Source organism: Paenibacillus sp. FSL H8-0317 (assembly GCF_045040685.1).
Taxonomy (GTDB): Bacteria; Bacillota; Bacilli; order Paenibacillales; family Paenibacillaceae; genus Paenibacillus.
Genome location: NZ_CP150294.1, coordinates 3,673,733 through 3,686,176, shown reverse-complemented (window position 1 = coordinate 3,686,176; position 12,444 = coordinate 3,673,733). Strand labels below are relative to the sequence as shown.

Genomic DNA, 12,444 nt, shown 5'->3' with positions numbered 1-12,444 from the left:
CTCCCTTACTCCAGTGTCAAGGTGACCGACTAAGCGATACTCCAATCCCCAACTGGGTTTATTGTATACGTAATACCCGGAGTCAACTTCCCATCATTCGTTAGGTCAAATACACCCGTCGCCCCTTTTCGACTTGAATATTTATAAGTGGCCGTCAGAACATCCCCGCTAGGTGAAGTTAACGTTACACTTCGACCAGAAAACAGTTCATCCCCAGGGTCCTGGTCGAGCGTAACTTCAATGGAGGTTTCGCTCACTGCTTGAGCACTTGCAACCACTAGTGCATCAAACGATTTCGCCGTAAATGAAGCATTTTCGATGTTGGCCCAATCCGAAGAAACCGTATATGTGACACCTGATTTCAGCGTTTGTCCCTCAGGCAAACGGAACTTCGGTTCTTGTTTGCCATCTGTGGATTGCGTGAACGGAACATATCTGGCAACGATAGGCTCGCCACCTTCTGGCGTAATTACAACTTGTCTTGCCTGCATGGAAGAGATGATCTGATACGTTTTTCCTCCTGCTTGCTCTTGATCATTCAACACAAATGCATTAGCTCCTCGACCACCGCTGTAAGCCGAAATGATGTAACCATAATCCACGACACCGTTCACTTGCAGTGCTTCAATCTCGAATGTATCATTTGTTACTTGACTAGCCGTTGTCATGTTTATTTTCGTGGCACTGCCTTCAAAGGAACCTGCGTCTTGGCCTTTGTAAGTCAGGTTGTACACTTCACCAGCATCTTGTACGGACGTTGGAACGATGTAAGTCGCAATTGACCCTGTTTTCAAACGGGGCATATTGGTTAACGTCAACCCGCCACTAAACGCAAAGTCCGTTTGTGCCTTGGCAAAAGCTTCATTCGCTGCTGTCAGCGGCTTGTCGAATGTGACGATTAACGTAATGGCATTCAGAGATCTAACGCTCTTGATTTGAGCTTGCTCCGAAGGAATAGCTTGGTGTGCAGTTTGCAACAGCACTGCTGTTTCGCCGCGAGTTGCTGTACCGTTCTCGGAGTAAAACTCGCTCATCCAATGGTGAACGGACTTTACATCACGTTGCATCGCTTTGGATACGACCTGTTCGAGTTCAGCATCCGACACTTGAGTTTGCGGATTGAATTGTCCATCGTTAGCCTGCATGATGCCAAGTTCAACAAGCTTTGACGCATATGGCGCATACCATGCATTCGGATTCACATCCGTCAATTCTACGGTTTCTCCCGTCTTGCTCACCAAATTAAACGTTTTGAAAACCAATGAAGCTAACTCCGCACGGGTAATTGCTCGATGTTCACCCATAGATTGATCTGCATATCCGTTCATGATCCCCAAGCTATTCAGATCCTTGATAGCAGCTTCAATCTGTTGTTGGTTAAGCTGTGTGGTTGTTGCCGCAATGTTAGTAACGTATGTAGCTGCATGTACTTGATTCGCAGTTAACGGGAACACTGCTGTACCTAATGCAGTTATGGTCAGAAATGTAGCGATTTTGCGGGTTGTAGAATTCATAGTTGAATTCCTCCTCTATAGGTTGTAGTTGCCTGTATCTATAGAATAGAGGACAAAAAGAAACTCCCAAGGCTAAAGTTATTAACAAAATATAAACTGGCTCTAAATTTTCACGAAACTTATGCAGTAAACCGGTAGCCTGCACCCCAGACGGTTTCAATATACTCCGGATTTTTGGGGTCTGTCTCCAGCTTGCCGCGCAGTTTGCGAATATGGACGGTAACCGTTGCAATGTCACCGGTGGAATCCATGCCCCAGATCCGCTCGAACAGATCCGATTTGCTGAATACACGGTTGGGATGACTTGCAAGAAATACAAGTAACTCGAATTCCTTGGTTGTAATCGCCACCTCTTCTCCATTAACAAAAACGCGGCGTGAACCTTTATCAATGTGAAGCCCGCGAATGTGGATTTCATCCTGCTCAGCTGGTTTGTTTTTGCCAAGTAGTCTCTCGTATCGGGTCAAATGAGCCTTTGCTCGCGCAACCAATTCACTTGGGCTGAACGGTTTTGTAATAAAGTCATCCACTCCCAGATTGAACGTCCGGATCTTATCGATTTCTTCCTTTTTTGCTGAAACGACAAGGATGGGCACTTCCTTCACCTCGCGAATGCGCCTGCAACATTCGAAGCCGTCGAGTCCCGGAAGCATCAGATCAACAATGATCAGATGATAGTCCCCCTCCAGTGCCTGCTTCAGGCCTTCATCACCAGTATGGCAGAGATCCACAGAAAATCCGTTGAGCTCAAAATAATCCCGTTCCAGTTCCGCAATCGTTGTTTCATCTTCAATGATCAAAATATTTGCCATTACTTATTGATCCCTCTCTTCATTCAGCCGTTTCAGCTTGATATATATGCTCGTGCCATCATTGGGCTGGCTTTCAGCCCAGATGAAGCCCCCATGTCCATCAATGATTTGGCGGGCAATTGCCAGCCCGAGTCCACTTCCACCCGTTGAGGAATTGCGGGATTGTTCTGCACGATAGAAGCGTTCAAATATATAAGGTAGTGCCTCTTCCGGGATGCCTTTGCCATTATCCTTAAAGGTCATCGTAATCCATTTCTCATCCGCTTGAAGTGTAATCTCGAATCGTTTGTGTTCATTCTCCATGTATTTGAGTGCATTATCCACCACATTAACAACGGTACGTTTTAACTTCTCCGGATCCACAGCTGCTATAGCGGGACCAGATACCTGGTTATTCCACTCTAAGGCAACGCCTTTGTCCTCCAGATCGTATCTCAGCTCTTCAATGCTATCTTCTAGGAAATCAGCGAGATCAACTGTTTTGAACAGGAAAGGTTCTTGGTTCAAGTCGAGCTTGGAATACAAAAACAGTTCATCCACCAGCTTATCCATGCTAACTGCTTTGGAGTGAATGATATTAACATAACTCTCCATTTTCTCCGGAGTATTAGCCACTCCGTCACGAATACCCTCAATGTACCCTTTGATATTGGTAATCGGCGTACGGAGATCATGCGAAATGTTGGAGATAAGCTCTTTGCGGTTCACTTCGTCCTGCTGACGTAACGCATAGGAGAGCTGTAATTGATTCCGCATGCTCTCAAATGCTTCGCTGAGTTGACCAACCTCGTCATTGGAGTTTAGCTGAAGCTTAAAGGATAGATTGCCGTCCTTAATATGCTCGGCTGAACTTCGAAGTTGATTCAAGGGTTTAATGAAGCTGCGCGTGATCCAGCGGAACAAGAGCAGATTCGCAATGATAAGGACACCGATAAGCAGGATTGACATCACAGGTAGCAGCTTGCGAGTAAGCTCCGCAAAGGGGCTTCTCTCACGAATGACAAAGATACTCCCCCGTTCCCCGTCTGAATATTGAAAATCAAATTTCGCATATGCGTAAAATCGCTCACCAATATTGAAGGTGCTCCGAATCTGATAATTGTTAAGATCATAGGCAGGCAGTGCCTGCTTCAGTTCCGGCTGGTTGAAGGTCAGTGATTCGAAGATCTGACTATTCTCCCGTCTGACGTAGAGCCCTGACTTCTCAGCTCGAAGCTTCATATCATATTCACGCAGCAAAACCTTGTTCTGCAGGTCGTCAGGGTCATTTTTGGCCAGAAACTTCATCTCTTGAAAGATCGATTCTCCCTGTTCAGTCAGGGGGTTGATCTGATAATGTACCTTGTAAATATCGCGGAAACTCTGTAGATCCCCTGTAGCCGCAATCGTATACAGACTTGCCGTAAGCAGGATGAACAGTAGACTTATAACAAGCATGCCCGTGAAGGACAGCAGCATTTTTATTCGAATTGACATGGGTTCCCCTTCTCAAACAAGCAATTGGATTGTTAGTGCACATGTTAACACAAGATGGATTCTATTGCCCATATGGAACGCTGGTTTTTATTTAGCCGAAAGCAACCTTTTCATTATATATGTTGACAGTGATAATCGTTATCAATAATGATGGAGTAAGGTGCATAACGATTTATCTTAGAATGACCGGAAAACACTTTTGAAATGAGGTACGTAATGTGAAAGTAGACGTTAATCAGTTAGCAGCGCATTTTGCACATATTCCTTTTCAAGTAGAAGGAGTATATCGATATGCTAGAAATCCAGGGGTTCCCCAGGCTGACTATACCGATTCTTTTCCTGGATTTGTATTTCCTCTTACAGGAAAAATACAATTTCAATTTGATGGCACGCCCTATATCTTTTCACCAGGAAAAGTTGTACATGGGGGCGCGAAAATGAAACTGGATCAAACCGTGTTTCATAGAACGGACTGGGAATACATTCTCGTTTTATACCGAATATGTAGTTTGGACCTCGAAGAGACAAGCTTTTCCCATCAGCATTTTGAATTATCAACGGGTCAATCCCCACGTCTGATCGAATTAATCACGCGTCTTTGGCATGTGTATAATCAGCGCGGAGGTATTTCAAAGTTTCAGACCGAGATGCTGTTTCGCGATGTACTGAATGAGACTTTAATATGTGTTGATCATAGGCAAAACAGTTGTGAAACAGATGTTTTATTCAAACGGGTCTCTACCTATATCCAAGAATACTATGATCAAAGTCTGACTGTCGCATCGCTTGCAGAACAAAATAATGTTAATCGAAATCGACTTTCCTATGTGTTTAGAAGACATGCAGGTATGGGTCCAGCAGAATATGTATTGAAATATCGTATAAACATGGCACAGCAAATGTTATTGGCAAGTGATGTGTCGGTACAACAGATTGCTGAGACCGTTGGCATTGCTGACCCCTTTTATTTTAGCAGAGTGTTTAAGAAACAATGTGGTATTTCTCCTACGGAGTATCGTCTGAAGTTCATCAATAATCCATCCTGATTTCAATAGGCATCCATGTTATACCAAAGCTTAGATCAGTATACTGAACATATAGGATTAATACACAGGAGGAATGACGATGCACTATCAAGCTATTCAATTAAATGAGGAATTTTCGAAATTAAACGATCTTTGGTCTCCGAAACTCATTGGTGAAATGAATGACTATCAATTTAAGATCGTTAAGATTGCTGGAGATTTTGAGTGGCATGTTCATGAGGAGACCGACAAGTTATTTTTTGTGCTTGAAGGGGAAATGATAATTGATTTTCGTGATGGGCAAGTGAAGATTTCCAAGGGAGAGATGTATATTGTCCCCAAGGGAGTCGAGATCAAGCCTTCCGCCGAAAAGGAATGTCATATCATGTTGATGGAACCTGGAAGCGAAGTAAACACTGGCGGGACTAAGGCCGAATAAGCATCAGTTATTGGAACCAGGATGTCAATTTGCAATATCAGAGAGCCGATAACCGCGTAATAGTGGTTATCGGCTCTGCGTCTGTACGGCTAGCTCTTCGACATGCATTAATCAGCAAACTCTCGGTTATGTCACTTGTTGCTGGTCTTCCTGATCAATTCCACACCATCGTATGCCAGACTTTCCACACTTGCTGCCTTCTGCAGTATGTAATGATCAAAAAAGTTCTTTGCATAGTCTGTAACAAGATTTCGCATCTCCATAGCATCTCGTTCACCTCTGAGTTCCTCATTAACACTGGTAAACACGATGTCACAGTAATCCAAATGTGCAACACGATCAACTGAGTAATAATAGGTTTCCATGCTATTGTTAGCGCCAATAATCGCATTCATATTATAGTTAGGTTCACAAAATAGTAGTAAGAAGGGTTTCTTAAGATCGCTGTCAAGAAGTCCAAACGCACCGCTATCCAAGCCAATCCCGCAGGCGAACCGATCGTCATCCCGGCAAACCATCGCCGTCGTAGGCCCTCCATAAGAATGTCCGACTATACCCATGCCGATGTCAAGCAGCAATCTGCCCTCAAAGATGGAATTCAGCTCTCCAGAGTCCAGTTTGTAAAGATAATCGGCTACATACCTCACATCTTCTGCCTGTAATTCACTATACTCTGTTAATTTGGAAAGTATCGGTAGTGCAAGCACGTTACGGCACATCTCAATGGCAGTTTCATCGTCAGGCCGCATCTCCATCTTACCAGCCAACGCCAGCATCTCCGGATCTTCACCAAAGGCTGTAATGACATCCGAAAAACCCTTGGATACGTTAAACAGTCGCCCATCTTTACGTTTATACATCGTGCTATTCTGATGGCCGATGCTTACCACAACATACCCCATGCTTGCCAAGTCTGTACAGAGCACTGTCCCCCATTCTGGAGATCCGCCTCCACCGCACACATAGAATAACACTGGATAGCGCTTTTCCTTTCCGGAGAGAGCAAGGTCGTCGTAACACTGGGTCTTGATATCTATAGAGAAAACATCCTTCAACGCAGTGACAAGTGGCTGCTCAGTAAACATCTCGTAGACTTCGGGAAACATGTACGTTGATGTAGTCTTACCTTCGCTACTGTCGGACGGATAGTACACAAAAGCGGTCAGTTCTCTTTTGGAGTCATCTGATGCCGTGTACTCAAAATCTATCTGGGTTCGACCGACAGTATAGCCGCCAATTGGTTCTGGAAATACGTCATAGGTTTTCATTTTCTTTCCCCCTTGAGATCGCTAACCATTTCAGCATATTTATGATCTTCAAGCAGCCCATGGCCCATAAATTCAGCAAAGTATTTGCTGATCTTATGTTGCAGATTAGAGTCCTTAATGTCGAATTCTCTAAAAAACAAGATTAAATTAAGCTGCATTGACTCAAACATAAAAGAAATCAGGTCGTCGTCAACATCCGGTCGGAGATATCCATCAACCCTCATTCGGCGTAAAATGTCCTTGATCATGGGGAATGACTCGCCCTTTAACACATTCACATATACTTTCAGTAAAATGTCCTCAGGAATATATGAAAATGTTTTAGTGAGTTTGATTTCCAACTCATTCAGTGGCTCGGTGACCATGCCATTAACGTTACCAAATAAGCCAGTAAGGAAATAGCTGTAAAGGGAATCTTCATTACTGTTATTAAAATATGCAACTCTTTTCTGGGTCACATTACGTATTAAGTGACAATAAAGATCATCTTTGTCTTCAAAATACCGATAAAATGTTCCGGGGTGCATGGACAAACTATCCAAAACCATCTTCATAGTTATATCCTCGTAAAGATTATCAACAAAAAGATGCATAGCGCTATTCGATATTTCCTCGCGCCTTGCTTCGTCTAAACGAAAGAAAGTATTTTTTGGCATAGACTACTCCTTAATGTATAGTGTGAACTGATTCACACTATACTGATAATTCATTCACAAGTCAAGCTATCTTGTTAGTTTAATATCATTATAAAAATTTAAAACCACTGTATTCAGATTTACAAAAAGATAGCCTAACTATTTTTGGTTTTGAAAAGATTCGGGAAGAAATATGCAAGAGCCGCTGATCACTCTGATCAGCGGCTCTTTGAGATGTTTGTATTAAAATCAGTTGGTGAGGGATGAAATTCATGAATATCGGATCAGATATCTATTCAACGAGAAAGGACTTCAAGTACTTTACCACTTCCATCTTCAATAATACGTATACTGTTGTCATCGATGAGTTGAATGGTACTATCTGAATTCAAAATTTCCTGCTGGTCCGTTACCCCGTGAGCAATGGATTTGCGAATCAGACCTTTATTTTTGAATACCAAGGTGTACAGATCGTAGTCTTCCGTATTACGATTAGTGTGTTCAATGATGACAATAAGTAGATTTTGGGGGCTCCTCTTGAAATTTATCTTAAGATCATGAGTATTCACATTCATGTCCTTGATCCCTAAGGGTATCAAACTCTTTTGTCCAGTAGAAGCATTCGTAATCTCAAGGTCTCCTTTTGCAGTGCGAATGACATAGGTGTAACCCATGTCGCTACCATAAAAAGTATCGGTATAATTGCTCAGCCCAGTCACAGTTATCTTATTCGTCTTCGTATCTCGATGAGTCACTTCCCCGTCCAAAGCAGATGCAAGAAATCTAATGGGCACATAAAGGTGACTAATATACGACACAGGTTCTGTGCCCATATCTACTTTTTGACCATCTACCTCGGCAATGCTGCTTCCCAAGTGCACAACAATATGCTTCTGACTGTTCTTCAGTACGGCTGTATTATCATCTTCCATCCCCCACACTAGGCCTGCCTTAATACCCAGTGAGAAAAAACTTCCATAAGTGACTCCATCCTTGATTAACGTCTGAACATGGTTAATACGACCGTCTGCCCACTGAATTTCCAAATCAACATATTTGGATGCTGCTTCAGATTTTTGCGCCCCCAATGGTAATAACACCGACATCACTAATGCAACGACAACTACTTTTTTCAAGTGCTTCATTCTCACAGCGATTCACCCACTTCATGTAATTTTTAATCTTACAATAGTAACGTTATGTTCCAATAAAAGTTTGATCAGCTTTAGACAGGAATTTGGTTCTTTTATAACAAAAAAAGCCGTTAAAATAGCGACTTTCATTGGTACTATGCTCTTGGCCCATGAAACGATCTTGAGGCACGAATGGTCACTAAGCCGAAATTTCCATTACAAGCCTAGATCATCAGCAAGTCCTTCAACGCCTGTGAAGATGGAATCTCCGTATCCCCAGAAGTTGTTGAAATCAATAATGTAGATTTTTTTATTTTTAACTGCGTTAATGTTTTGTACCTGCTTGTTGGCAAGCAGCTTTTCAATCGTCTGCTCAGGATCAATACCACCTGCATATCTCGAAATAATCATCACATCCGGATTAATCTCGATTAACTTCTCCAGACTGAGTGTGCCGGTTTCATTAATCAGCATATTATGCATATTGATTAATGACATTGCACTTTCAATAAACGTATCACCATTTCCGTTGTAAATGCCAATGGTTCCATCACCATTATCCGAAAATGATGCATAATTGATCGTCTCAGCGCTAGCTCGGGCCGACAAGGCATTCTCGCGTGCTTTAAGCGTCTCAATATATGCCGCTGCATTGGCTTGTACGTTGAATATCTCACCTAATTCAGTAATATCCTGATACAGACTATCTAACGATGCATCAGGAACACTGGTGCTTTGTACATATGTTTTGATCCCCATATCATTCAAGCTGCTTACTGTACCAACACCCCAGTCCGCATCCTCAAACAATCCACCACGACCAACAACCAGTTCAGGCGTAGCCCCTATTGTCACTTCCTTGCCTACATAGCCTTCAGCTAGCACAGGAATTTGTTTAAACTCGTCCGCAATATCTTCAGGTACACTACCAAACAACGCAGCTACACCTACAAGTTTGTCTGTCAAACCAAGGCGAATCATCAGCTCGGCTGCACCTTGGGTATTGGCAACTACTCGTTCAGGTGCCTTGTCAAACGTTTGATCCTTCTTCACCCATGTGCCGTTCTTTGTTGTATAGTTTAAAACGGTTACCGGGTAAGTTGTTTCGGCAGGTGCTGAAGCGTCAGCGTCGGTTTGTTTCCCATTTGTTGTTGCATTCGTGGCGCTGCTCTCCGCAGCTTGCTGTGAACTGCCATTTGCATCTTCGCTGCCACCATTGTTGCCTGAACACGCTGCGAGCACCAGAATCATTGCAGTAATCAAACAAAGAAACATCCCTTTTTTAACGGATACCAACATGTAAATAATCTCTCCCTTTTGAATTCTCTCTTGTCATTTAAACCCATATGTAAAATAACTATTGTCAGTATACAGTAAATGTCGAATCTCGTAAATGATAATTATAATCATTCTCAATTGATATGGAAATGGATATTTTCCTTGCCTTCTTTGCTTTTGCTTTCGCCAAGAATAACAAAAAAGCCGATCAATTAAGGTTCAATTGATCGGCTCTTCTATATAAATGTTCAAACTACCTATTCAACTAGATGTCCTGCTATCTTACCAACCGCGGTTGGACATGCGCTCTTCTGGAGCCAATTTAGAAATTTCAATCCCTTTCATCGGGGCGCCCAAGTTTTTGGATACTTCGGCAATCAGTTTGTAATCCGTGTAATGTGTTGTAGCTTCAACGATTGCACGTGCAAATTTCTCAGGGCTATCGGATTTGAAAATACCTGATCCTACAAACACACCGTCTGCTCCCAGGTGCATCATTAATGCTGCGTCCGCCGGAGTAGCTACACCGCCTGCTGCAAAGTTAACGACAGGAAGTTTTCCATTTTCATGAACTTCGCGAAGCAACTCATAAGCTACGCCCAAATTTTTGGCTTCAGCGTACAGCTCGTCCTTGGACATGTTTTGTACTTTACGGAGCTGGCTGTTAATTAGACGCATATGACGAACTGCCTCAACAATGTTGCCCGTTCCAGGCTCACCTTTTGTACGAATCATCGATGCACCCTCACCAATACGGCGAAGAGCTTCTCCCAAATCTTTGGCTCCACATACAAATGGTACAGTAAACTCATGTTTATCGATATGGAACACTTCGTCTGCAGGAGTAAGAACTTCACTTTCATCGAGATAGTCCACACCTAGGGATTCAAGCACTTTGGCTTCTATGTAATGACCGATACGTGCTTTAGCCATAACTGGAATAGAAACAACCTTCATAACCTCTTCAACGATGGTTGGATCTGCCATACGAGCTACACCGCCGGCTGCGCGAATATCGGAAGGTACCCGTTCAAGAGCCATAACAGCTGTTGCCCCTGCCGCCTCAGCAATTTTAGCTTGCTCTGCATTCATAACGTCCATGATGACGCCACCTTTTTGCATTTCAGCCATTCCTCTTTTTACACGATCTGTACCTGTTTGCATGATTGTATTCCTCCTAAGTAACTTTTGGGTGGTTTTCAATAAAGGCATCGCTCTAATCTATGATTTAGTATAGAATGATAATGGTCATATAAAAAGATCCAATAATTTTGATTTTTATTGTACCACTTTAATGATAACTCTGGAGGTCCTATGCAATTTCATGTAGCTTACAGTTCATATTTGAACCGAAAATATACCAAGATGAAGGCTCTCTATCATGCCATTCGTGATGCAATTCATGAAGGTAATCTTATACATGGCGAGAAATTACCCTCTACAAGAGAGTTAGCTGCGACGTATCACATTTCCAGAGGAACCGTGAATCAGGTCTATGATACGTTGACTGCGCAAGGTTACATTCATTCAGAGCATGGAAGAGGAACCTTTGTTGCTTACCAGTTGGATTTGAACAATAATGCGTCCACCGAGAAAGCTTGTACGCATCACTTATCCGCCTGGGGGAATCGTATTCAGCAGTTTGAACAGCCGTCGATTCAAAGAAATACACCAGCCAATGCTCATACACATGATTCCAGAATGAATAGCGACGAAGTGATCGACTTTAGCAAATATCAACCTGATTTCTCCAAGTTTCCTTACGATGAATGGAATAATCGATTGTATGCAGAGATAAGGCAGCGTGAGCATCACCTGAAAACAACCTCTGCCATGGTTAGTTCAACCGGGGATCCAAAATTGAGAGAAGCCATTGCTGCCTATCTTCGGAGGATGCGGGGCATTCAAGTCGATCCGGATCATATTGCAGTAACTGCAGGCTCCATGCAAGCTATAGCTTTACTCACTCAATTACTTGCAGATCCTGGGGATTATGTCGTGACAGAGAGTCCTTGTTATGTCGGGATTTCTAAAGCCATATTGGCTGCGGGTGCAAAGTTGATTGAAGCTAATCTCGATGGTCAGGGCGTTGTACCCCAAGACTGGGAAGCACGTATGTTGTTTGTCACGCCGTCACGACAATTTCCTACTGGTGAAATGCTCAGCCTGGAACGCAGACAAACCCTGCTGGACTGGGCACAGCGAAATGATGCCATGATTGTTGAGGATGATTATGATAGTGAATTCCGATATCGCGGAATGCATGTTGAACCACTGAAAACACTGGATAAAGCAGGCCGCGTAATCTACCTGGGCAGCTTTACCAAAACCTTGCCTTTAGAAGTACGACTTGGTTATGTGGTTCTCCCCCCTACCTTGGCTGATACCTTTAGAAAGGCACAGGCATTATACGAGCCAAGACCCGTCAACCTGATCGAACAACGGGCATTAGCTGCATTCATGACAAGTGGTCAATATGAGCGTCATCTGCGCAGAATGAATCGATTATACAGTCGTAAATTCCATCTATTACTCAAACTTTTGAACAAGCAACTCTCTACATGGTTTGATTGGGTGGAGAATGAAGCGGGGCTACACGTGTTTGGTTGGTGGCGAGGTAGTGTGACCACTTATGAGGCCTTTCGGGAATCAGCGAGGTCACAAGGTGTGGTATACTCAGAAGTCAGCAGTTCAACGACTGTTGGTACGAAGTATGGTATCTATTTATCTTTTGCACATTTGTCAGATGAACAGTTACAGGAAGGCGTATCCAGATTGAAAAATGCTGTTACAACTGCATTGTGAGGTAAATCGTCTCCAAAGTGAGTACAAAAAGATCATCATTCGGAAGAGGGGCGATCGTT

At 43.1% G+C, this 12,444-nt stretch carries 11 protein-coding genes; 3 read left to right on the top strand and 8 right to left on the bottom strand.

The window, feature by feature from the left end; translation table 11 throughout:
- Positions 1-29: 29 nt before the first annotated feature.
- The 3 genes from MHB43_RS16450 to MHB43_RS16440 form a co-directional block, all read right to left on the bottom strand.
- Positions 30-1,514 (bottom strand): S-layer homology domain-containing protein, encoded by a 1,485-nt coding sequence (locus MHB43_RS16450; protein ID WP_405117548.1) that lies wholly within the window; start codon positions 1,512-1,514, stop codon positions 30-32.
- A 119-nt stretch (positions 1,515-1,633) separates the two neighbouring features.
- Entirely contained in the window at positions 1,634-2,326 is a 693-nt protein-coding gene (locus tag MHB43_RS16445; protein WP_237175289.1) for a response regulator transcription factor, read from the bottom strand.
- A 3-nt stretch (positions 2,327-2,329) separates the two neighbouring features.
- Entirely contained in the window at positions 2,330-3,802 is a 1,473-nt protein-coding gene (locus tag MHB43_RS16440; protein ID WP_405117547.1) for an ATP-binding protein, read from the bottom strand.
- 218 nt (positions 3,803-4,020) lie between these two features.
- On the opposite strand from MHB43_RS16440, the gene MHB43_RS16435 reads away from it, so the two are divergent.
- Together MHB43_RS16435 and MHB43_RS16430 are read left to right on the top strand one after the other, a co-directional pair.
- Positions 4,021-4,848, top strand: a complete 828-nt coding sequence (locus MHB43_RS16435) for a helix-turn-helix transcriptional regulator (RefSeq protein WP_405117546.1) — start codon at positions 4,021-4,023, stop codon at positions 4,846-4,848.
- Positions 4,849-4,927: 79 nt separating this feature from the next.
- On the top strand, positions 4,928-5,266 hold the full coding sequence (locus MHB43_RS16430; RefSeq protein WP_047843047.1) for a cupin domain-containing protein: 339 nt from the start codon (positions 4,928-4,930) through the stop codon (positions 5,264-5,266).
- A gap of 131 nt (positions 5,267-5,397) precedes the next feature.
- On the opposite strand, the gene MHB43_RS16425 is transcribed toward MHB43_RS16430, so the two are convergent.
- From MHB43_RS16425 to pdxS, 5 genes are all read right to left on the bottom strand, one after another.
- Complete coding sequence (locus MHB43_RS16425; protein ID WP_405117545.1) at positions 5,398-6,534, bottom strand: choline esterase; 1,137 nt, start codon at positions 6,532-6,534, stop codon at positions 5,398-5,400.
- Positions 6,531-7,190 carry a TetR/AcrR family transcriptional regulator gene (locus MHB43_RS16420; protein ID WP_405117544.1) on the bottom strand — a complete coding sequence of 220 codons (660 nt, stop codon included), beginning with the start codon at positions 7,188-7,190 and terminating at the stop codon, positions 6,531-6,533. The genes MHB43_RS16425 and MHB43_RS16420 overlap by 4 nt, the downstream gene beginning before the upstream one ends.
- A gap of 275 nt (positions 7,191-7,465) precedes the next feature.
- Positions 7,466-8,314, bottom strand: coding sequence for a stalk domain-containing protein (locus MHB43_RS16415; RefSeq protein ID WP_405117543.1), 849 nt, complete (start codon positions 8,312-8,314; stop codon positions 7,466-7,468).
- Positions 8,315-8,518: 204 nt separating this feature from the next.
- Positions 8,519-9,601 carry an ABC transporter substrate-binding protein gene (locus MHB43_RS16410; RefSeq protein ID WP_339185257.1) on the bottom strand — a complete coding sequence of 361 codons (1,083 nt, stop codon included), beginning with the start codon at positions 9,599-9,601 and terminating at the stop codon, positions 8,519-8,521.
- Between the two features lie 261 nt (positions 9,602-9,862).
- Positions 9,863-10,747, bottom strand: coding sequence for a pyridoxal 5'-phosphate synthase lyase subunit PdxS (gene pdxS / locus MHB43_RS16405; RefSeq protein ID WP_200869424.1), 885 nt, complete (start codon positions 10,745-10,747; stop codon positions 9,863-9,865).
- 147 nt (positions 10,748-10,894) lie between these two features.
- On the opposite strand from pdxS, the gene MHB43_RS16400 reads away from it, so the two are divergent.
- A complete protein-coding gene (locus MHB43_RS16400) occupies positions 10,895-12,385 on the top strand; it encodes a PLP-dependent aminotransferase family protein (protein ID WP_405117542.1) in 1,491 nt (496 codons plus the stop codon).
- Positions 12,386-12,444: the final 59 nt, after the last annotated feature.